Below are 20,888 nucleotides of genomic sequence, written 5' to 3' on the forward strand. Positions count from 1 at the left end.
GTATTGTATTACAGTTGTAGTCAAAAAGAATGTTTAGGAGGAATTTAAACGATGTATATTCAAGGTATTTTTAATAAAAAAGGATTGGCCTTATTGTTATTGATTGCTGTGATAGGGTTAGCAGGCTGTTCCAATGAAGCGGGAAACAGTGATAAAAATCCTGAAGCTGCGGAGCGTGAAACGCAAAGTGAAGAAGTTTTTAAAGAGCTGGAGGATGAATTTGATACAAGACTTGGCGTATATGCGATAGATACGGAAACAAATCAGACTGTTGCTTATCGCGCGGATGAAAGGTTTGCTTATGCTTCTACGTTCAAGGTCTTAGCAGCTGCTGCCATTTTACAAACCGCATCAATGGAAGACTTGGAGAAAGTCATTACGTATACGGAGGATGAGTTAGTAACTTATTCTCCTGTGACGGAAAATCATGTAGATGATGGAATGAAATTAAAAGAAATCATGGAGGCTGCTATTCGCTATAGTGACAATACAGCTGGAAATCTGTTATTGGAAGAGCTAGGAGGGCCGGATGGACTGGAAGAAAGGCTAAGAGAAATTGGTGATGAAACAATCGAAGCAGACCGGATGGAGCCGGATCTAAATGAAGCAGCGCCGGGAGATACCAAAGATACGAGTACACCCAAAGCACTTGCTGAAAGCTTGCAAAAATATGTGCTCAGTGATTTGCTCTCTGAGGATAAGCACGATTTGTTAATTGATTGGATGACCGGGAATGAATCTGGAGATACATTGATTCGTGCTGGCGTACCTGAAGGCTGGGAAGTTATCGATAAGAGCGGAGCCGGGGGCTATGGTACAAGAAATGATATTGCTGTGGTATGGCCGCCTGACCATCAAGCACCGATTGTTATCTCCATTTTGTCCAGTCGTGATACAGAAGACGCAGATTTCGATGATGCAGTCATTGCAAAAGCAGCACGAGGTGTCATCGAGCAGATGCAGAATGAAGAATAGGAAGGTGGAAGAATGAAAGGTTATCGAATGATTCTCCTCCTGCTGGTGATGCTGCTTTTGATAATCGTTGGATGCTCCAAAAAAGAAGAGCCGTCAGAGGTACTGGATGATTATCTTTCCAACTGGGAGAATAAAGATTTTTCTGCTATGTATGAACAGCTTTCTGACGAAGTAAAAAATAAAATAACAGAAGAAGCGTTTATCGAACGCTATGAAAATATATATGATGGGATAGAAGCAGAGAATTTACAAGTGACATCGCAGGTAGATTCCGAGGAGCAGTTAAAGTCTGATGGAGGTGTTATGACTCTTCCATATAAGGTAGAAATGAACACCGCTGCTGGTCCAATTGAATACAGGCACCGGCTGACATTAGAACAGGGAGATGAGGGAGCGTGGCTGGTTAAATGGAATACCTCACAGATTTTTCCGCAGTTAAGTACAGGAGATAAAGTAAAGGTCAACACGTTAGAGGCAGAAAGAGGAGAGCTGCAGGATAAGAATGGAAACGGACTTGCCGTTAACGATGATGCGAATGTTATAGGGGTTATCCCGGGCATGCTGGAAGAAGGAGCCCAAACAAAAGAGAAGCTGGCGGAGCTCTTGGATATTTCGGTGGAAGAAATAGACCAGGCGCTGGATGCATCCTGGGTAACACCGGAAGTGTTCGTGCCAATAAAAACCTTGCCAATGGAAGAAGACGATATAGAAGCCTATGTGGAACTTCCAGGAGTAAGCTCCCGCGTGGAAACCGTACGTACCTATCCGTTGGGAGCTTCGACCGCTCATTTAACAGGCTATGTCCGGGAAATATCGGCAGAGCAGCTGGAGAAGCTCGATGGTTATGCTGCTGGCGATGTAATTGGAAACGCAGGGTTGGAAAAGGTATTTGAAGATAAATTACGGGGAGAAAAAGGCGCTCATATTTATATCAGCAATACAGATGGAGATGTAAAAGAAACGCTTGCCAAAAAAGAACCTGTCGATGGAGAAGATGTACAATTAACCATTGATGCTGCACTGCAGCAAGAAATATATAATCAGTTTGACGGGGATGCTGGAACCTCCATTGCGCTCGATCCAAATTCAGGAAAAGTATTATCACTTGTCAGCTCACCGAGTTACAATCCAAATGCTTTTGTAAGAGGACTGTCAGACGAGCAATGGGAAAAATGGAGTGAAGACCCGGATGAACCATTCTTAAATCGTTTTATTAGCCGTTATGCTCCGGGGTCTGTATTTAAAACGATAACTGCATCGATTGGATTAGAAACCGGCATTACCAATCCGGAAAAGGTCCGTCAGATTGACGGTCTTCATTGGACAAAGGATGATTCATGGGGAGATTATTATGTCACTCGTGTTCATGACAAAGCAGATGTCAATCTGCGAGATGCTTTTGTTCATTCTGATAATATTTATTTTGCGCAGGAAGCTTTAGAGATGGGGAAAGACAGCTTTTTAGAAGAGGCAGCTGCTTTTGGATTTGGCGAAGAAATCCCGTTCCCATTTGCTATTCCAGCTTCGAATCTGACGAATAATGGAGAAATCGATCATGAAGTACAGCTTGCTGATACAGCTTATGGACAAGGGCAGGTAATGATGAGCCCACTCCATCTTGCGTTAACATACACGCCCTATCTTAATGAAGGAAACATGCTATACCCTTCTCTGGTTGAAGCGGATGAACCTGAGGTTTGGAAGGAAAAACTTATCAGCGAAGAAACCGCTGATTTGGTAAAAGAGAATTTGATTCAGGTCGTCGAAAGCCCGGATGGTACTGCACACAGCACGTATATACCAGAAGCGGTAATTGGCGGGAAATCTGGAACAGCGGAGATAAAAGGAAGCAAGGAAGATGATAATGGAAACGAAAATGGCTGGTTTGTCGGATTTGAAGAGGACGATTCTGACATATTATTGGTAATGATGGTGGAAGATGTGAAGGACCGCGGCGGCAGCGGTTATGTGATATCCAAGGCGAGAAGTATTTTTGAATATATGCAATAAAGAATAAAAATGAGCATTCACCTGAATCCGGCAAAGAGGATTCAGGTGAATATGTTTTAGATAGGTTTTTTATTCCCCGCCTTCAAAAATGTCCTCCACCTTGTCCTCATCTGATCCACCTTCGTTATCATTTTTCTCTGTATCTTCTGATTCCGCTCCATCTTCATTGTCATTTTCTTCTTGACTTGGTTCTTGATTATCCGGTTCTTCATTTTCATCGTCCTGACATGCTCCAAGAAGAAGCATCAATGAAACTCCTAAGGCTGCAAGGTAAGATTTTTTCAATCGCATGATGTATTATCACTCCTTCTAATGTATGCTCTTACCCGATTTTAACAAAGAAAATCAGAAAAATTGCTTTTGTTAATAATTTGTAAAGGGATTTAGGTACAACATGTCATATTTCGTTTCAAATATGGACAAAATGTTCATATAGCTTTATTTATTTCTCCGTCAACTTCTTCATAAAAGTATCCGTATTTGTATAACTCAAGGACGCTTATCCCAAGGCTCTAATGTTCCAATAATTTTTATTTCCTGATTGTGAACAACAGCATCAATCACTCCATCGCTGATTTCCTGATGTGTTAGCCATCTGGAGTCTTCTTTCTCTAAAATAAATCCAAGCTGAATTTGTCTGTACTGGCAGCCTGGATATTTCTTTACAGCAGCATCTTTTATTTGATTTAAACTGGAGCTGCTCCCTAAGATGTGATAGAGTTTCCAAGCTGGAATTTCCTGTGCAACTTCATGACAGATAATATCTAACGCATGGTGCGCATCCGAATGAATCCATGCAATAACCAAATCGATTGGACCGTTCTGAAGGATGGCTGCTTTAATCCTTTCTTTCAGCCCCGCCCTATCTTTGTAGTTAACAAATAACGGGGTAATAGAGGAAGCCGCATCCGACTTGTTAAGTACTCTCTCCATTTTAGTCTGATTGCGTGCGATAATGGAAACTTTATCTGAATGATCAGCAAGCCATAAAGAAGCAGTGGATAACATTCCTGTTCCGCCGATAACCAAGGTGTGGGCAGGGAGGTCTTTCATTTTATTATGGATGATTTCCAGCCACGGATGCTTCCCGTTAAATTGCTGACGTAATGAATAATAAAGCCACTTTATTTCATTCTTTTTCAGAACGGGAAGCAGCCGTTCTAAATCTTTATGATCCTTCTCTCTGATAACAGAGCTGCCGCCCTTATATAACAATTGTATCTCTGGCTTTATATAGGGTATACCATCGTCTGTGAGTGCTCCAATCCTGCTGATAGACCGTTTGATTTGGTTATCTCTTTTGTAAATCCATTCGTCATTCTCTGAATCTATTAGCATGATTTCGAATAACCAGCTTGTTCCCTGCTTCTTTCTGACCCAAAGACTGCCTGATGCTACGCTTAGGCTTTCAGAATCTTCCAGCTGTGTCAACATACTGTTATCAGCAATAAATAATTCATAGCTTTCTCCTAAATACTTTTTTAGTGCATCTAAATCTTCGCTTCTAATCAAAATATCCATATCGCCATGCTCTCTTGTCTGCTGTCCATAATGCAAATCAAGCGCCCAGCCTCCAGCAATCCACCATGACACAGAGACATCTTTCATCAGGTGATTTATTTCTTCCACTGTCAAAGCTTCCCAAGGATAATGCTGCAAAAAATCTCTCCTCTCCTTATATTTTCTAGCAGGACCTTTTATGTTTATTGTAAAAGCGTTTGCGCGAATCAGCAATGAAACCTATTCATTTTTCCTGCTAAATAAATTGTTATTTTCTGAAATTAATCTTTGTGTTACATTAAAGTGGGGGAGTGGTAAAAAATGGACTTCGAAACGGAAGAAGTATCCACAAAAGAAGCATTTCAAAAGGAAAAAAAGAAATTGCTTCCATTAAGTATACGATTTTTTTGTGTGTTCTTATTTGCTTCCTTGTTGATGATGGTTATACGAAGTAATTATGCTAATGTAATTGATTATATTGGGCCACCGGTGATTGGCTTTTTTATATATTATTTTGTACAGTACGCTGAGGTAAGGAGAGCTTGCGGTAAAACACGAAATAATTTTAGAAAAAGAAAATAAAGAAAGTTCAGAATGTATTTTATAAAAACGTTGACTTTGTATGCGCTTTCGTGTTATTTTAATTTTACGTAAACGTTTACTAAGGAAAATGGAACTGGAGGTAGATTATGAGCCAGGAAAACCTAATTGAACAAGAACCTGTTCATGAATCCAATATTAGGCGCCTTCCTTTTAAAGATTTAATGAAGAGAATTGGTCCGGGTATAATATTGGCTGGGATTGTTATTGGACCTGGAGCGATTACAACAGCTTCTATGGTAGGGGCGATGTATGGATACTCGTTACTTTGGATTATGATACCAATTGCTTTTATGGGTATATCTTTCTTATTAACAACATATAGAGTAGCTCTTTTGACTGGCATGCCAGCGTTACATGCGATTAGACATTATTTTGGCCCTTTAGCTGCTCAGATTGTTGGAATAACAACTTTTTTATCTTGTGTATTTTTTACTATAGGGAATATTTCTGGTACAGGTGCAGGTATGAATCTGCTATTCGGGATAGACTGGAAAATAGGTGCGTTAATTATGTTGGCCTTCCTAGTGTACTGTTATTTTTCTAAAGGTGTATATTCGAAAGTGGAAAAGATATCAATGTTGTGTGTTATTGGGTTAATATTGGCTTTTTACGCCACAATATTTCAAACTGGAGGACCAAATTTAGTTGAATTAGCGTACGGAATAAGCCATTGGACTTTTCCGGTTGGAAGTTTAGCTTTAGTATTAGGTTTTATTAGTACAAATGCTTCTATTACAACTGCGTTATATGGTACTTATTTAAGCAAAGAGAAAAAGTGGAAAAAAGCTGATTTATTTAATGGCGGTATGCTGGCTGATTCGATAGCGCATATAGCGGGAGTAATATTAGTGAGCGGCGCAATAGTTCTAGTGGGCGCTATTGTGTTATTTCCTAATCAAGTAATAATAAGCTCTCCTACGCAGCTGGCGGATATGCTAGTTCCTTTTATGGGAAGAGCTGCAAGTATAGTTATGGGACTTGCCCTAGTTGCTTGTGCGTTTTCATCACTTCTGGGAAACACACACAGATCAATTGTATTATTAAATGCAGGTTTTAATAAACCGACTGGCTTAGAAGAAAAAAGTGTCCGTTGGGGGTCTCTTGTTGTCTTGGTTATTTCTGCAGTTGTTAGTTTCAGTTATGGAGGGTCACCAATACAATTGATATATGTGGCAAATATAGCTACGGCTGTTGCTGCGCCGTTTGGAGGCCTTTTTATGTGTTTGCTTTTATATAACAAAGAAGTAAATAAAGGCTTGAAAAAACCAAAATTATTGCAAGTATGTATGACCATAAGTTATTTATTTTCTTTAATATTAATTACTTTTGTAATTATAGATGTAATTTCTAAAATATTCAGTTAATAAACGGAAGGATTTATATAAGGTCATTATTTATTATTGACAATATAATGAAACCGTTTTACCATTATTACGTAAACGTTTACGTTAAAAACAGGAGGAGATTATAATGAAAAATAAAGAAAAATGGAGTGGAGTATTTCCTGCAGTATTAATTCCTTTTAAGGATGATTATTCAATTGAAGAACCAGAATTTCGTAAATTAGTTAGATGGGTGGCAAGTCATGAAGGTGTAAATGGAATAGTGGTTAATGGGCATACGGGAGAAATCATGACTTTATTACCGGAAGAGCGTGCAGAAGCAGTAAGGATAGCAGCAGATGAATTACAAGGGCGTATTCCAGTAATCTCTGGTGTTTCTGCAGAAGGGTCAATTGAAGCCATTCAACATAGTCAGGCAGTTGAGCAAGCTGGTGGGGAAGGAATTTTATTAATGCCTCCACATTCATGGTTACGCTTTGGAATGCAGCCGGATTCACCTGTTGAATTTTTTAAAGATGTAGCTGAATCAGTCAATATTGGAATTGTAGTCCATCAATATCCTACATGGACTAAACCATCATATACGACGAGTCAATTATTGGAAATGGCGAAAATACCTAATGTGGTCTCCTTTAAAATCGGTCAACGTGATATGGCACAATATGAAGTAGACGTAAGAGCGCTTAAGGAGCATGCGCCAGATGTTTCACTGTTAACATGCCACGATGAATATTTGTTACCGACACTTGTACAAGGTATTGACGGTGCATTAGTAGGATTCGGTTGCTTTGTTCCAGATTTGATTGCAGAACTGGTCAAACAAGTTAAGAATCAAAATTTAGCAGAAGCTAATAAAGTATATGATCGTATTTACGAATTAAAACAGGCAATCTATAAGATGGATGAACCTTCATCTACCTCACATTTAAGAATGAAAGAAGCAATGTATCAACGTGGTTTAATCAGCAGTTCTCTAGCTCGTCGTCCAGTATTACCATTAACTGAGGAAGAAAAACAAGAAATATCTGATGGACTTAAAAAAGTAGGGTTATCTGTAGAAGTATAAGTATTATTAATTAAAAATGTTTTATGATAAATAAAAAGCTAGTATGTTCCTGGAAAAAGAACATATTAGCTTTTACATATATCCCTATTCTATGAATTGGTGTAAGAATGTTTTATAATAAAAACAACAATCATTAAATGGGGGATAAGATAGTGACTGTCAGTATGAAAGATGTTGCATTAAAGGCAGGAGTTTCAATTGCCTCGGTTTCACGAGTCATAAGTGGAAAACCAGGTGTAGGCAAAGAAACTGAAAAAAAAATACGCGAAGTCATGGATGAACTAGATTACCGTCCTAATATGGGTGCTCGTGGGTTAGTTATGAAATCGACCGGAAATATTGCTATAGTAATACCCAGAGGTACATTTACTTTAAATAACCCTTTTTTTTCTACTGTACTAGAAGGTATTGCGAAAGGTTTAGATAAAACAGATTACAATATGGTGATGTCTTTTACTTCCCTGCAGCAAAAAAGGTTGCTGGAAACTCAATCAGTTGATGGAGTAATATTATTTGCTCCGAGATACAAAGAGTTGAAATTAGAATGGTTAGAAAGTATCGGATTGCCGATTGTAGTAATCGGTAGTTATTTAGAAGATTCGCCATTCCCTTGTGTACGGCCAAATGACGAGATGGGGACCAAAAAAGCGGTAGAAGAACTCTACAAATTAGGACACAGAAATATTGGTTTTATAAATGGGCCTATGGACTCTATGCATAGTGTGAAATGCTTGAGAGGGTATAAAAATACAATAGAGTCATTAAATATGGAATACACTAAAAATAATGTGTTTGAAGTGGGTGAATTTGAAATACAAGCAAGAAATCAGGATTTAGAAAAATTTTTAATTGAAAATTCAAGAATAACTGGATTTGTTTGTTCATCTGATTATTTAGCAATTGGTTTAATCAAAGCTGCCGGAAAAGTTGGTTTAAAGATACCTGAAGATTTATCTGTTGTTGGATTAGATGATGTGCCATTATCAAGCCATATTACTCCTGCGCTATCGACCGTGCATGTTGATTTGATTGGAATAGGAAAAAGAGCTTCAGCAATTTTAATTAATTTGTTAAAGGGTAAACAAATTCGCAAAAAAGAGATAGTTTTTGAAATGGATTTTATTTCAAGAGACACAACTGGAATTGTGAAGGATTAGTTTGAATATAATAATTAATTAAGAATGAACAGAATTTTCCCGGTGCTATTGTCATTTTACAAAAAACCTTTTTGTAAAATGACATGCTTAGCTCTATAAAAGAAGGTGTATGAAGATGACCGTTATAATAGAACGAGCAAATAACCTTGAATTATTAGTTGATTTTCTTGCGGATATGAATCATCAAAAGACCAATCATATTGGTTTCTGCGGAACAGATAAAGCGGATATTTTACAAGCGCTTAAAGAAGACTTTGTGAATGAGAAGGGAGAAGTTTCCTTTCTAATAGCTAAACGCAATACGGGAGAAATGATGGCTGCCTGCGGATTGGATATAGAGAATAACGAAGCAGAAGTCTGGGGTCCGTTTAATAAGACGGAAAGAATGGAATGGGATGTTCAGCTTTGGCAGCGATTAATCGATCGATATCCATCTGTTCAGTATTTTTCCTTCTTTATTAACGAAGAAAATAGAAAGCAGCAGGCATTTATGAAACAGATTGGAGCAAAACAAGGAAGGAAACACTTAAATTTAGTTATTTATCGGAACCGTTTTGAAAACGCTGATGAACGAAAATGCCGTTTCTTTACTGAGCCTGATTTTCCAGCATTCCGGCAGCTGCATGACAGCATTTTTCCAAATACATATTATGACGCAGAAACAATTCGGAACAGGTTAAACAAGAATAATGTACTGAAGGTTTTGAAGGATGATCATGGTGATTTCGTTGGTTATGCTTATTTTGAAATAAACAAAGAGCTTTCAGAGGCTTCATTAGAATATATTGCCGTAGCAGACAGGTATCAAAATAAAGGATTTGGAAGGCTTTTATTAAAGGAAGTGTTAACAGCTATATTTGCTTTTCCTAAAATAGATGAGATACATCTCACTGTGGATGCCGACAACCATCATGCGAATCATGTTTATGAAAAAATAGGATTTAAAAAGGGAGATACATTGATTCATTATAAAATTCAGTACTAGCGGATATACAGTGAGTAAGGAGTAAAAGCAGTCTTTTCCAGGAAAGGCTGTTTTTATTTATTTAAGAGATTGTTCAAAAAGGTAGGAATGACCTTCCGTTAATTCCGGCTTCGTTAAATAAGTTTAGAGGATATCACTATACAGGCCATTAGTAAAAATCACGGCTTTTTCATTTTAATAATCAAATTGAGATAGGGGGGGGGCTTGTAGTGGGCTGCCTTAGCCGTCTTGTAAATAACAGGATGAAATACAAGATCATCCCCCGAATTAATCTTTCATCCCCATCAATTCCTTCAGTTCCTCTTCATTCTGTATTAAATCCTCTAATGTATATTCTTCCAGCACTTTAAAAAATTGAAATAACGCTTTATTCAGGACATGCTTTAAGGAGCATCCTGGTGAAATCACACAATGGTTGGTTCCCTTATCAAAGCATTCGAGTAAATTGAAATCACTTTCCAGCGAGCGGATCAATAATCCGATATTGATGTCAGCAGCAGGCTTAGCAAGACGAAATCCCCCATTTCTGCCTCTTACAGAGGTCAGTAATCCTCTTTTGGTTAAATCATGGACAACCTTTCTCAGATGCTCTGGTGAGATGGCATACACATCGGATACTTCTTTAATTGTCGAAAGTTCATCCCCTGACTTTAAACCTGCCAAAATCAAGACGCGCAAGGAGAAGTCTGTATATTTTTTTAAGTTCATGATATCTCTCCAATTGTTAATTGTTTCACATAATTGTAACATAAATTTGCTTTTGACACATTGAATTCACATTTTAACCGTATTAAAATAAAAGATGTATTCAAAATACATCTTTTAAATGATCAAGATAAAATGTACCTTGGTGCAATCGTCTGTAACCTCTCTGTTTCAAGGATTAAGGTGATTTATGAAGAGAAAACGGGAAGCAGCGGACGTGAATACCCCGATTGATTTAGCTAAAACTCTGTAAGAGGGAAGCAGCCCTCCATGGAGTGAATTTTCACTATTTAACAAAGGAGTGTTTTATAATGGCAACAACAGCGGGATTAGATCAAAAAACAATAGAAACAATAAAGGCAACGGTTCCTGTCTTGCAGGAGCACGGAGAAGCAATCACAGGACACTTTTATAAAATTATGTTAGAAAATCACCCGGAACTGAAAAATGTTTTTAATCAGACCAATCAGCGGAAGGGCGGACAGCCAAAAGCGTTGGCAAATACAGTATATGCAGCAGCGGCAAACATCGAGCATTTAGAGGATATCCTGCCGCATGTAAAACAGATAGCGCATAAACACACAAGCTTAAATATCAGACCAGAACAATACCCGATTGTAGGAAAATATTTATTAATTGCCATCAAGGATGTGCTTGGAGATGCTGCTACAGATGACATTATTAATGCATGGGAAAAAGCATATGGCGTGATTGCAGATGTGTTTATCAGCGTAGAAAAAGAAATGTATGAAGAAAAGCAAAATACGCCAGGAGGCTGGGTTGGATTTCGTGATTTTACAGTTGCTAAGAAAGTTCCGGAAAGTGAAGTCATTACCTCTTTTTATTTAAAGCCTGCAGATAACGGAAAGCTTCCACCTTATCAAGCTGGACAATATATTACTGTAAAAGCACAAATGGAAGGGGAAGCCTATGACCATTTACGTCAATATAGTTTATCCACTGCGCCGGGACAGGATTTCTTGCGAATCAGTGTGAAGCGGGAAGATGAGCATCATCCGGAAGGAATTGTATCTAATTATCTTCATAACCAAATAGAAGAAGGTGCTATTCTGGCAATTAGCGCGCCAGCTGGAGATTTTGTATTAAACGAAACAGAACAAAAACCACTAGTGTTAATCAGCGGAGGAGTTGGATTAACCCCATTAATGAGTATGCTGGAAACAGTGGTAGAAGAACAGCCGGAGAGAGAAGTTATCTTTATCCATGCGGCAAGATCTCGCGCCTATCATGCAATGAAGGATAAAATAGCCTCTATTGCAGAATCCAATAAACAAGTAACGCAATATACGGTTTATGCGGATAATACAGACGCAGGGGTATGTGATAAAGAAGGGCATATTGACTTGGATTGGCTAAAAACAGTTATTCCAACGGTGGACGCATCTTTTTATTTATGCGGTCCAAAAGGATTTATGGGTGCGATGCATGGTCATTTACGAGAAATGAATGTGGCAGATAATGATATTCACTTTGAATTATTTGCGCCAATGGATGAGATAGCGAATTAAACAATGGGAAGGCTGGTTGAAAAAACCAGCCTTTTCAACTTGATAATAAATTTTAGAGAACCTCCTCAATTGCCTTTGTTTAATCCTTTCCTTAACCAATAACATCTCCTCCAAATACAAAGGTCATTAAAGCACTGCTGACAAATCCAACAAGAAGGGCAACGATTATACGTTTTTTGAAATAAGGTTTATCTTCCGCTTTCCCGTCTATTTTGGTAAGAACAATGCCAATACCTAATGAAGCTGCTATCCCGGCGCTGATAAAATAGCTTACTGCATCCGGAAGCTGGAAATAACTTAAGAAAGTCGGAAAGACGAGCATTCCAACAAATAATATAAATAAAAACACAAGCACCCCTTTAAAGCTGATACGAGGTATTAATTTGGACTCTTCCATTATATTTTCCTCCCTGGGAGAGGAAACCTGCTGATTTCCTCTCTTGAATTTATTACGGAGAATCGTCCGTAAAGCTCCCGCTGAGTGACGTTTCGTCTTATGGAGCTGTATTATCTTCTTCCGTTTCTAAATCCACCATTTTTCGATCATAGACTTTAAAGAATGGGAAATAGATTGCTACGGATATCGCGATATTGACAAGAACCAGGAGGATAGCCCGCCAATCACCTCCCGTTGCCAGATAAGCGCCGATTGGAGCCGGCAGCGTCCAGGGGGCTCGTATAAATGTCGGCGATACCAGACCTATGGACGTTGCAAAATAAGAAATAATTGCAAGAACGATAGGTGTAATGATAAAAGGAATAATCAGTATCGGGTTTAAGACAATCGGCAGTCCGAAAATAACCGGTTCATTAATGTTGAAAAGGGCAGGTACACTCACTGTTCTGCCTAGATTTTTTAAATATTTTGATCGTGCAAATAAGATCATCACAATAACAAGACCAAGTGTGGCGCCTGAGCCGCCGACCCATATGAACCATTGGTATAAAGGCTCAGGGGCAACATGAGGCAGAACCTCTCCTGCGGCGGCGGCTTCTCCGTTATTTAACAAATATACTTCCCATACCGGACGTGCGACCGATCCGACAACCGAAACACCATGGATACCAAACGACCAGAAAAAGGTAATGAGAAAAACAGGGACTAATACACCAAATAAACTGTCTCCAGCTGTAACGAGCGGAGCGGCCAGCTTTTCAACAACTGTATGCAAATTCACTCCGATAACTACCGTAATAAGAGTCATTAATACGATAACGATGGCTACCGGAATAAGTGCTTCAAAGGATCTGCTGACAGATTTGGGGACGGCATCCGGGAGTTTGATCGTTATCCCTTTCTGTTTACATATTCGGAAGATTTCTACAGACAGGATGGAAACAATAATCGTTACAAACAGACCGCTTCCGCCGAGAAACTCCATTGGTAAATAAAACAACTCATCAATTACTGTTGGTGTAATGGTAAGAAGCAAAGAAGCAACTGCAATTTGTGCCCCTGACAAAGGGTCGACCTTATAGGATTGCGCTAGATTATAGCCAATACCGAATGCGACGTAAAGGGACATAATGAACATGGTCATCCGATAAGGGATTAATATTTCTGCTGCATTATCTGCCGCCCATTGAGTAATTGCCCATGATTCGGGCAAAGGCGGAGAGGCAATAAGTAAAAAGAAAGACCCTACAATAATGAATGGCAGGGAAGAAATAACACCATCACGAATAGCTAAAAGATGTCTTTGTTCCGCCAATCTGGCCATCGGATTAGAAACCTTCTCCTCCAAAAAATCTGTAAATTTAGCCATGATACGTAACTCCTTTCCATCCCGAGCTATGAAATCAATTCATTCAGCGCTTTTAATAACGTAGGTCCGCCCAATGGGTTATAGGCCTGAGCAGGTATGGATCCGCATGGAACGCCATGTTCATCCGCTTTTTCCTTGATGCCTTTAAAGCGGTGTCTTATTTGCGGTGCAACCATAATGGCATCCCAATGATGGTCAAGTTCTGCGTCTACCTCACTGGAACCTACAGCCTTTACGTCAAGATCCTGTCCGTGTTTTCCCGCTTCTTTTTTTAATGCATTCACCACAATTTCACTCGACATTCCACCAGAGCATACAAATAATACTTTTTTCATCACGTCACGTCCTTTAAAAATAATTATTTGGATTTTACTGCAGCCTTTTATCCGTTTCCTATAAACAGTAAGCAACTTAAAAATAAGCTCGATTTTTTTATTGGTGGCCTCCTTCCTGAAAATATTTTTTTTGTATAAATGATTAATTTCTTGAAAGGGCTTTCATATACTTGTATTATAGAATATATAAAATAAAATTTCAAATATATTTTAAAATTGTAAAATTAAAATTCAATCCGCTATCATGCGGAAATCAGCGGGAGGGGTTCAGATGGATATGGAAAAAGAAATTTTTGAAATTATATCGAATGGTGGAGATGCGAAAGCAATGGCTTATGAAGCGCTTGAACTAGCGCATGAAAATGATTTTCAGCAAGCGGAAGAGAAATTGAAAGAAGCAAATCAAACACTAAACACGGCTCATAATACGCAGACCAAACTGATTCAAGCAGAGTTGAATGGAGAAGGTGTTCCAATGACTTTGCTGATGGTTCACGCCCAAGACCATCTGATGGCAGCGATAAGTGAAATGTCATTGATTGAAAATATGATTAAGCTGTTAAAAAGAATTTCCGAATTAGAGAAGAATTAAAATGAATACATGAGGAGAGAGGTGTTCGAAATGAAAAAGCTTGGTATTTCCATCTATCCCAATAAATCAAGTGTCGAAGAAGACTTGGAATATATACAAACAGCAAGGAAATATGGTTTTGAACGTATCTTCACTTGTCTGCTATCCGTAGAAGGGGATAAAGAAAAAATAATCTCTGATTTTAAGAAAACAATTTCTTTTGCGAAAGAAAAAGAAATGGAAGTGATTTGTGATATCAGTCCGCGCATATTTGCTGCATTGAATATTTCCTATCAAGACTTATCTTTTTTCGCTGATCTTGGAGTGGATGGTATCCGATTAGATATGGGATTTACCGGTAATGAAGAAGCAATGATGACGTATAATTCTTATGGATTGAGCATCGAGATTAATATGAGTAACTCCAATAAATATTTGGAAAATCTGTTAAGCTATCAGCCTAATTTATCTAAACTGACAGGATGCCATAACTTTTACCCGCATCGCTACGCCGGGCTATCCTATGATTTTTTTATGGAATGCAGCCGGAAATTTAAACAGCATGGTTTGAGAACAGCAGCTTTTATCTCTTCCAAGGATGCTGCTTTTGGACCATGGCCAATCGTAGAGGGTCTGCCGACAGTTGAGATGCATCGTGAATTGCCAATTGACGTGCAAGCGAAGCATTTATTTGCCACAAACGTTATTGATGATGTCATTATCAGTAATGCTTATGCATCTGAAGCGGAAATGAAGCGCCTCAGTGAGATAAACAAGGAGAAAATAACGTTTACTGTCGATACGGTTTCTACCGCAAGTGATTTGGAAAAAGAAATTATTTTTCGTGAGCCGCATTTTTACAGGGGAGACGTTTCCGATTATATGATTCGTTCTACGCAGAGCAGAGTGAAATATCGCGGGCATACCTTCCCGGCTCATCATACGCCGGATATAAAAAGAGGAGATATCATTATAGAAAGTGATTTATATCAACAGTATGCCGGAGAATTGCAGATTGCTTTAAAAGATATGGTCAATTCCGGTAAATCCAACGTAGTTGCAAGAATTAGAGAGGAAGAGATTTTCTTAATTGATTATTTAAAGCCATGGGAAAAGTTTGCATTTACGGCAAGAGCATAAGCAAAGAATGAAGGGTATCTTATCAGATGTTTAGGTAAACAGTGTGACGGAGGCTGTGGCGCTTTTTCTGTTGTGTAGCATGAAGAAAACTTTCGTAAAGGGGAGATGACATGAGTAAATTGGTTGTAGGGTTAATGTCCGGGACATCCTTAGATGGTCTGGATGCGTCACTTGTAAAAATAGATGGTTATGGCACCGATACAGAAATCGATATTATAAAAAGCATTTCATGGCCCTATGATGGTGCTTTAAAACAAGAATTATTGGATGCTATGGACGTTGATAAATCAAATGTTGGAAAGCTGTGCAGCTTAAATGTGAAATTAAGCTATTCCTTTGCAGAGGCAGTTAAAAGGGTTTGCAGAGAGGCTGGGGTCAATTTAGAAGATGTTGATTTAATCGGCTCTCATGGGCAGACGGTCTATCATATTCCTGAAGCAGATGGCTCCAAGGTGCGGTCCACCTTACAAATAGGAGATTCCTCGGTGATTGCTTATGAAACCAAAACAATGGTTGTTTCCAATTTTCGAATGATGGATATTGCTGCTGGAGGGGAAGGTGCTCCCTTAATTCCGTATATTGACTGGTTATTATATAGAGATCAGCATAAGGGAAGAATTTTACAAAACATTGGCGGCATTGGAAACTGTACGGTTATGGAAAAGGATTCATCTTTAGAAACGATTTATGCATTTGATACAGGCCCGGGGAATATGATTATTGATGCCCTGTGCAGAAAATTGTTTCAGGTGGGCTATGATGCAGAAGGTGCAATTGCGAAAAAAGGAACGGTTCATCAAGCTATCGCAGCAGAATGGATGGAACATGATTTCTTTGCTCTTCAGCCGCCTAAATCAACAGGAAGAGAACAGTTTGGAGAAACGTTTACCTCTAGAGTTATCAAGAACCATAAAGATTTGCCATACGAGGATTTAGTAGCGACTGCCACCTATTTCACGGCATATTCTATTGCGGATGCTTATCAGAAATTTGTGTTTCCCAAAACAGATATTACAGACATTATTATCAGCGGAGGGGGAGGAAATAATAAGACATTAATCACAATGCTCCAGAGTTTATTGCCTTCTAAAAATGTGTACACAGCGGAACAGATAGGGATAACTGCAGATGAGAAGGAAGCAGTCGGATTTGCTGTTCTGGCGAATGAGACCATTCATCAGCAAAAAACGAATGTACCTAACGCGACAGGTGCCAGAGAGCCGGTTATATTGGGGCAGATAACGCTTCCTCCTTATGGAGTTAATCCAAATTTCCTTCTATAATAAGTCTATACGATGCACAAGTCGAAAAATTAACAATGAAAGGTTTTATAAAATGAGAAATAATGATGGATTAATCCGAATTAGAGAAGCATTGAATATCATCAAACCAGCTGAAAGAAATGCCGCAAATTATATATTAGAGCATCCGGAAGAAGCAGTCCGGCTGTCAATCAAAGAACTCTCTGAAAGAAGCGGATCCAGCCAAGCCGCTATTATACGTCTATGTAAGAACATAGGCGTATCCGGATTTCAAGATTTAAAGCTGCGAGTTGCTGGGAATTTGCAAACTAGTGAGCTGAGCAACTATAACAATACAGAAATTTCCTCAGGGGAAAAGGTAAGCTCCATTATGGATATCATTTCACAGAAAAACATACAATCTATTGAGCAGACATTGAAGATACTTGATTTATCCAGTGTGGAGAGAGCCATTGAAGCATTAGATAAGGCAAATCGAATTGATTTCTATGGAGCGGCTGCTTCACAGGTTATTGCACAGGACGCACAGCAGAAATTTTTAAGAATTAACAAATATTGTACCGCATTTGAAGATGCGCACTTACAGTTGACCTCCTCCGTTACATTAACAGAAAAGGATGTGGCAGTCGGGATTTCTTATTCAGGAGAAACAAAGCATGTCAATTCATCGATTGAAAATGCGAAAAAAAATAATGCAATGGTGATAACGATTACAAGGTACGGAAAGAATACTCTGTCTGAGATGGCTGATATTCCTTTATATGTATCCTCTGTTGAGTCAGAACTGGTTAGAAGTGCAGCAACTGCATCACGGATGGCACAGCTTAATATCATTGATATTTTGTTTACCGGCGTTGCTTCAAGAAGTTATGATTCCACCTTATATTATCTTAATAAGACACGAGAAGTGTTGCAAAAGGAATTTCGGAATCCACATAAAGGGTGATGATAAATGTATATCTTGGGAATTGATGGCGGTGGAACGAAAACGAAAGCGTTATTGTTTCATAAAACAGAGGGGCATGTATGGGAAACGGAAGCAGAGGCTGCAAATCCCCACAGTACCAGCTATACTCATTCTGCTAAAGTCATCAACCAAATCATAAGCGAGGCTTATGAACACAATCATTTTTCGGATAATACAGAGGTATCGTTAGGTTTGGGTATAGCAGGCTTAGGCAGAGAAGCGGACCGGAAAAAATGGGTCGAATACTTTCAAAAAACAACACCGCATAGCTTCCCCATTAATGAAATCGTTGTGGAGCATGATGGAACCATTGCTCTTTATTCAGAAACATTCGGCGCAGATGGTATTGTGTCTATCTGCGGAACAGGAGCAATAACGCTTGGGGTGCATCAATCAAGGACTGCCCGGGTTGGCGGATGGGGTCACGTGATTGGAGGAGACCCGGGCAGCGGCTATGATTTAGGCTCGCAAGCCTTGATAGCTGTATTCAATGAATTAGACGGGCTGGGACAAAAAACTGCGCTGACAGACCTTATTTTGGATGGAGAAGAAATCGTTTGTATAGAAGAATTGATTCCTATAATCTATCAACATTTTGAAAAACAGCGTGTGGCTGCATTCGCAAGCTATGTCTTTCAAGCGGCTGAAATGAAAGATGAAATCGCAATAACAATTATTCAAGAAACAGCTAAACAAATAGCGAAACGAGGTCAGGTTTTGTTTGAAAGGCTGTTTCAAACAACGGGCGAGGCTGTTTCATTTGTACTGACAGGAGGCATTTTTCAAAATAATTTCATTGTCGAAAAGGTGAAAGCAGAACTAGCTGCAATTCCCTCATTAAATGTTTTGAAATCACAAAATTCCCCAGTGATTGGAAGTATAGCTCTTGTTCTAAAGCAGCAGGGCTATTTGCCGGAACAAATCAAACGAATGCTGTCAGATACAGGGAGAAGAGGTGGCATAAATGAAGGCTTATGAACGGTATTTAGAGGAATTAGTTACAAAGGATGAGATTCCTGCAGCTGTTTATCTTGTCAGGCATCATCAACAACAGAAAACGTTACGAAGTGCAGGCTCCTTTTTAAATAATGAAGGAAAGAGAATCCCTGTTACTACAGAAACTTACTTTGACCTGGCTTCTTTAACAAAAATTATGTGTACACTGCCGAGCATTCTATTTTTACATGAGCGAAATGAGCTGCATATAGACGATGCAGTAAATAAATATATACCTGCGTTTCCGCAAAAGCAGATCAGCATTCGCCATTTTTTACAGCATACCTCAGGTGTTTCAGCAGATTTATCTGTTAAAAACCGGTATCAGCAAAGAGACGTATGGAAGGAAATTTTAAACTGTACAGCAGTTCACCCGCCAGAGACTCAGGTTTTATATAGTGATATTGGCATGATTGTTTTAGGAAAAGTTGTCGAAGCAATAACAAACCAACGGCTGGATGTTTTTGCGGATAAGGAGCTGTATCAACCTTGGGGGATGAAAGACACAGGCTTTCTTCCTGACAAAATAGAAAAAAATAAGATTGCTGCGACAGAAAAAGTTTCCGGAAAATACGTTCATGGTGAGGTGCATGATGAAAAAGCCTATCATTTAGGCGGTGTTAGCGGTTCAGCAGGTTTATTTTCTAATATTTCGGATGTAGCGACCTATGCTGCTTATTGGCTGTATCCAGAAAAGCAGTCGATATTAAGACCGGAGACAATGGCTTTAATCAAAGAAAATGTAATTCAAAATCGAGGTTTAGGCTTTGAAGTATTATATGATAAGACGCTTGGAACAACTTGCGGGTCAGCCTGGTCCATCGGCTCGTTTGGACATACTGGATTTACAGGCACAAGTTTATGGATTGACCCAAAAGAAGAAATCGTTACGGCCCTGCTTACCAATATGGTGCACTATGGACGACAGCATCGATTGTCTGAAATCAGAAAAAAGTTTCACACGATGGTTTATGAAACGCTGCTTACCTGGTAAAAATTAACATTTGGAAAGGGAGTTAATATATGCTGACGGAGAAGAGAAATAAACATTCCTATCATTTACATGAACAATCTACCTATGACATCTTACAATTGATGAACGAACAAGATAAGAAGGTGCCTGAAGTTGTTGAGAACGTGCTGCCTCAAATAGAGAGGGCTGTAGAGCTAATGGTTGCAGCGATAGAAAAAGGGAATAAAGTCATTTATTTAGGGGCAGGAACAAGCGGGAGGTTAGGTGTTCTGGATGCTTCCGAATGTCCTCCGACTTTTGGCGTTTCCCCTGACGTCATTCAAGGTATTATTGCTGGAGGAGATGGCGCACTGCGTGTAGCTGTAGAAGGGGCAGAGGATGATGAACAGCTTGGCGGAAAAGATGTAGAGGAGGCTGCAGAACAAGGAGATGTCATTGTCGGTATTGCATCCAGCGGCGGAACACCCTATGTATTAGGTGCTGTGAATAAAGCCAAATCATTAGGGCTTTCAACGATTGGCATTTCTTGCAACGAGGATACAAAACTATCGCAGGATGCGGATATAGCTATCGAACTCCCCGTTGGTCCGGAGGTTGTCACAGGTTCTACAAGGCTAAAGGCGGGAACGGCTCAAAAACTTGTTTTAAATATGCTGTCCACAGCAACAATGGTGCGGACTGGAAAAGTCTATGAAAATTTGATGGTTAATTTGCAGGCGAAGAATCATAAGTTGCGTAAGAGGGCAATCTCTATTATCAAAGAGTTGACGCAGGCAGATGATAAGGAAGCTGCGCAAGTTTATGATAAAGCAGGTGGTAATACAAAAGCAGCTATTTTAATGCAGATGTTTGGCGTTGAGTTGGAAACAGCGCAGGAAAAACTGGACAAGTACAAGGGGAATTTTGTCAAAGCCATAGGAGAATTGAATAGTGTATAATATGTCCGAAAAAACCTTGAACCTGCAGATACATATGGTTATCTGCAGGCTTGAAATTCCAGATTCA

Annotated in this window: 21 protein-coding genes; 15 read left to right on the forward strand and 6 right to left on the reverse strand. The window is 39.2% G+C overall.

The window, feature by feature from the left end:
* The first annotated feature begins 51 nt into the window (after nucleotides 1-51).
* Together bla and MKY45_RS02530 are read left to right on the forward strand one after the other, a co-directional pair.
* Nucleotides 52-975 carry a class A beta-lactamase gene (gene bla / locus MKY45_RS02525; protein ID WP_193062643.1) on the forward strand — a complete coding sequence of 308 codons (924 nt, stop codon included), beginning with the start codon at nucleotides 52-54 and terminating at the stop codon, nucleotides 973-975.
* 12 nt (nucleotides 976-987) lie between these two features.
* Nucleotides 988-2,985: a penicillin-binding transpeptidase domain-containing protein gene (locus tag MKY45_RS02530; protein ID WP_193062645.1), complete on the forward strand. Its 1,998-nt coding sequence runs from the start codon at nucleotides 988-990 to the stop codon at nucleotides 2,983-2,985.
* 69 nt (nucleotides 2,986-3,054) lie between these two features.
* On the opposite strand, the gene MKY45_RS02535 is transcribed toward MKY45_RS02530, so the two are convergent.
* Nucleotides 3,055-3,276 carry a hypothetical protein gene (locus MKY45_RS02535; RefSeq protein ID WP_193062647.1) on the reverse strand — a complete coding sequence of 74 codons (222 nt, stop codon included), beginning with the start codon at nucleotides 3,274-3,276 and terminating at the stop codon, nucleotides 3,055-3,057.
* A 198-nt stretch (nucleotides 3,277-3,474) separates the two neighbouring features.
* The gene (locus tag MKY45_RS02540; protein ID WP_193062649.1) at nucleotides 3,475-4,644 is read right to left on the reverse strand and encodes a short-chain dehydrogenase; all 1,170 of its coding nucleotides are present in this window, start codon (nucleotides 4,642-4,644) and stop codon (nucleotides 3,475-3,477) included.
* A gap of 162 nt (nucleotides 4,645-4,806) precedes the next feature.
* On the opposite strand from MKY45_RS02540, the gene MKY45_RS02545 reads away from it, so the two are divergent.
* From MKY45_RS02545 to MKY45_RS02565, 5 genes are all read left to right on the forward strand, one after another.
* On the forward strand, nucleotides 4,807-5,067 hold the full coding sequence (locus MKY45_RS02545; RefSeq protein ID WP_341172442.1) for a hypothetical protein: 261 nt from the start codon (nucleotides 4,807-4,809) through the stop codon (nucleotides 5,065-5,067).
* Nucleotides 5,068-5,174: 107 nt separating this feature from the next.
* Nucleotides 5,175-6,452, forward strand: a complete 1,278-nt coding sequence (locus MKY45_RS02550; RefSeq protein ID WP_193062653.1) for an Nramp family divalent metal transporter — start codon at nucleotides 5,175-5,177, stop codon at nucleotides 6,450-6,452.
* A 106-nt stretch (nucleotides 6,453-6,558) separates the two neighbouring features.
* Nucleotides 6,559-7,497: a dihydrodipicolinate synthase family protein gene (locus MKY45_RS02555; protein WP_193062655.1), complete on the forward strand. Its 939-nt coding sequence runs from the start codon at nucleotides 6,559-6,561 to the stop codon at nucleotides 7,495-7,497.
* 152 nt (nucleotides 7,498-7,649) lie between these two features.
* Nucleotides 7,650-8,654, forward strand: a complete 1,005-nt coding sequence (locus MKY45_RS02560) for a LacI family DNA-binding transcriptional regulator (protein ID WP_042531387.1) — start codon at nucleotides 7,650-7,652, stop codon at nucleotides 8,652-8,654.
* A 115-nt stretch (nucleotides 8,655-8,769) separates the two neighbouring features.
* Nucleotides 8,770-9,639 (forward strand): GNAT family N-acetyltransferase, encoded by an 870-nt coding sequence (locus tag MKY45_RS02565; protein WP_256705589.1) that lies wholly within the window; start codon nucleotides 8,770-8,772, stop codon nucleotides 9,637-9,639.
* A 267-nt stretch (nucleotides 9,640-9,906) separates the two neighbouring features.
* On the opposite strand, the gene MKY45_RS02570 is transcribed toward MKY45_RS02565, so the two are convergent.
* Nucleotides 9,907-10,347, reverse strand: a complete 441-nt coding sequence (locus MKY45_RS02570; protein ID WP_193062659.1) for an RrF2 family transcriptional regulator — start codon at nucleotides 10,345-10,347, stop codon at nucleotides 9,907-9,909.
* Between the two features lie 308 nt (nucleotides 10,348-10,655).
* Between MKY45_RS02570 and hmpA the strand changes: the two genes are divergently transcribed.
* Entirely contained in the window at nucleotides 10,656-11,873 is a 1,218-nt protein-coding gene (gene hmpA, locus MKY45_RS02575) for an NO-inducible flavohemoprotein (RefSeq protein ID WP_256705590.1), read from the forward strand.
* Between the two features lie 91 nt (nucleotides 11,874-11,964).
* Here hmpA and MKY45_RS02580 read toward each other — a convergent pair whose 3' ends face one another.
* From MKY45_RS02580 to MKY45_RS02590, 3 genes are all read right to left on the reverse strand, one after another.
* A complete protein-coding gene (locus MKY45_RS02580) occupies nucleotides 11,965-12,270 on the reverse strand; it encodes a hypothetical protein (RefSeq protein ID WP_193062663.1) in 306 nt (101 codons plus the stop codon).
* Between the two features lie 97 nt (nucleotides 12,271-12,367).
* Nucleotides 12,368-13,639 (reverse strand): PTS sugar transporter subunit IIC, encoded by a 1,272-nt coding sequence (locus MKY45_RS02585; protein ID WP_256705591.1) that lies wholly within the window; start codon nucleotides 13,637-13,639, stop codon nucleotides 12,368-12,370.
* 26 nt (nucleotides 13,640-13,665) lie between these two features.
* Nucleotides 13,666-13,974, reverse strand: coding sequence for a PTS sugar transporter subunit IIB (locus MKY45_RS02590; RefSeq protein WP_042531409.1), 309 nt, complete (start codon nucleotides 13,972-13,974; stop codon nucleotides 13,666-13,668).
* A 271-nt stretch (nucleotides 13,975-14,245) separates the two neighbouring features.
* On the opposite strand from MKY45_RS02590, the gene MKY45_RS02595 reads away from it, so the two are divergent.
* The 7 genes from MKY45_RS02595 (at nucleotide 14,246) to murQ (ending at nucleotide 20,821) form a co-directional block, all read left to right on the forward strand.
* Complete coding sequence (locus tag MKY45_RS02595) at nucleotides 14,246-14,566, forward strand: PTS lactose/cellobiose transporter subunit IIA (protein ID WP_246528981.1); 321 nt, start codon at nucleotides 14,246-14,248, stop codon at nucleotides 14,564-14,566.
* A gap of 30 nt (nucleotides 14,567-14,596) precedes the next feature.
* Nucleotides 14,597-15,685 carry a DUF871 domain-containing protein gene (locus tag MKY45_RS02600; RefSeq protein WP_042531411.1) on the forward strand — a complete coding sequence of 363 codons (1,089 nt, stop codon included), beginning with the start codon at nucleotides 14,597-14,599 and terminating at the stop codon, nucleotides 15,683-15,685.
* A 110-nt stretch (nucleotides 15,686-15,795) separates the two neighbouring features.
* On the forward strand, nucleotides 15,796-16,968 hold the full coding sequence (anmK, locus tag MKY45_RS02605) for an anhydro-N-acetylmuramic acid kinase AnmK (RefSeq protein WP_341172443.1): 1,173 nt from the start codon (nucleotides 15,796-15,798) through the stop codon (nucleotides 16,966-16,968).
* A gap of 52 nt (nucleotides 16,969-17,020) precedes the next feature.
* A complete protein-coding gene (locus tag MKY45_RS02610) occupies nucleotides 17,021-17,893 on the forward strand; it encodes a MurR/RpiR family transcriptional regulator (RefSeq protein ID WP_042531415.1) in 873 nt (290 codons plus the stop codon).
* A 6-nt stretch (nucleotides 17,894-17,899) separates the two neighbouring features.
* Nucleotides 17,900-18,892, forward strand: coding sequence for an N-acetylglucosamine kinase (locus MKY45_RS02615; protein WP_341172444.1), 993 nt, complete (start codon nucleotides 17,900-17,902; stop codon nucleotides 18,890-18,892).
* Complete coding sequence (locus tag MKY45_RS02620; RefSeq protein ID WP_341172445.1) at nucleotides 18,879-19,904, forward strand: serine hydrolase domain-containing protein; 1,026 nt, start codon at nucleotides 18,879-18,881, stop codon at nucleotides 19,902-19,904. The genes MKY45_RS02615 and MKY45_RS02620 overlap by 14 nt, the downstream gene beginning before the upstream one ends.
* A 29-nt stretch (nucleotides 19,905-19,933) precedes the next feature.
* Entirely contained in the window at nucleotides 19,934-20,821 is an 888-nt protein-coding gene (gene murQ / locus MKY45_RS02625; RefSeq protein ID WP_193062674.1) for an N-acetylmuramic acid 6-phosphate etherase, read from the forward strand.
* Nucleotides 20,822-20,888 lie beyond the last annotated feature (67 nt).

Source organism: Oceanobacillus sp. FSL K6-0251 (assembly GCF_038004725.1).
Taxonomy (GTDB): Bacteria; Bacillota; Bacilli; order Bacillales; family Amphibacillaceae; genus Oceanobacillus; species Oceanobacillus oncorhynchi.

Excerpts from the sequence above, each read along its gene's own strand:
- bla (WP_193062643.1), top strand. The coding sequence starts at position 52 with ATGTATATTCAAGGTATTTTTAATAAAAAAGGATTGGCCTTATTGTTA.
- MKY45_RS02530 (WP_193062645.1), top strand. The coding sequence starts at position 988 with ATGAAAGGTTATCGAATGATTCTCCTCCTGCTGGTGATGCTGCTTTTG.
- MKY45_RS02535 (WP_193062647.1), bottom strand. The coding sequence starts at position 3,276 with ATGCGATTGAAAAAATCTTACCTTGCAGCCTTAGGAGTTTCATTGATG.
- MKY45_RS02545 (WP_341172442.1), top strand. The coding sequence starts at position 4,807 with ATGGACTTCGAAACGGAAGAAGTATCCACAAAAGAAGCATTTCAAAAG.
- MKY45_RS02550 (WP_193062653.1), top strand. The coding sequence starts at position 5,175 with ATGAGCCAGGAAAACCTAATTGAACAAGAACCTGTTCATGAATCCAAT.
- MKY45_RS02555 (WP_193062655.1), top strand. The coding sequence starts at position 6,559 with ATGAAAAATAAAGAAAAATGGAGTGGAGTATTTCCTGCAGTATTAATT.
- MKY45_RS02565 (WP_256705589.1), top strand. The coding sequence starts at position 8,770 with ATGACCGTTATAATAGAACGAGCAAATAACCTTGAATTATTAGTTGAT.
- MKY45_RS02570 (WP_193062659.1), bottom strand. The coding sequence starts at position 10,347 with ATGAACTTAAAAAAATATACAGACTTCTCCTTGCGCGTCTTGATTTTG.
- hmpA (WP_256705590.1), top strand. The coding sequence starts at position 10,656 with ATGGCAACAACAGCGGGATTAGATCAAAAAACAATAGAAACAATAAAG.
- MKY45_RS02580 (WP_193062663.1), bottom strand. The coding sequence starts at position 12,270 with ATGGAAGAGTCCAAATTAATACCTCGTATCAGCTTTAAAGGGGTGCTT.
- MKY45_RS02585 (WP_256705591.1), bottom strand. The coding sequence starts at position 13,639 with ATGGCTAAATTTACAGATTTTTTGGAGGAGAAGGTTTCTAATCCGATG.
- MKY45_RS02590 (WP_042531409.1), bottom strand. The coding sequence starts at position 13,974 with ATGAAAAAAGTATTATTTGTATGCTCTGGTGGAATGTCGAGTGAAATT.
- MKY45_RS02595 (WP_246528981.1), top strand. The coding sequence starts at position 14,246 with ATGGATATGGAAAAAGAAATTTTTGAAATTATATCGAATGGTGGAGAT.
- MKY45_RS02600 (WP_042531411.1), top strand. The coding sequence starts at position 14,597 with ATGAAAAAGCTTGGTATTTCCATCTATCCCAATAAATCAAGTGTCGAA.
- anmK (WP_341172443.1), top strand. The coding sequence starts at position 15,796 with ATGAGTAAATTGGTTGTAGGGTTAATGTCCGGGACATCCTTAGATGGT.
- MKY45_RS02610 (WP_042531415.1), top strand. The coding sequence starts at position 17,021 with ATGAGAAATAATGATGGATTAATCCGAATTAGAGAAGCATTGAATATC.
- MKY45_RS02615 (WP_341172444.1), top strand. The coding sequence starts at position 17,900 with ATGTATATCTTGGGAATTGATGGCGGTGGAACGAAAACGAAAGCGTTA.
- MKY45_RS02620 (WP_341172445.1), top strand. The coding sequence starts at position 18,879 with ATGAAGGCTTATGAACGGTATTTAGAGGAATTAGTTACAAAGGATGAG.
- murQ (WP_193062674.1), top strand. The coding sequence starts at position 19,934 with ATGCTGACGGAGAAGAGAAATAAACATTCCTATCATTTACATGAACAA.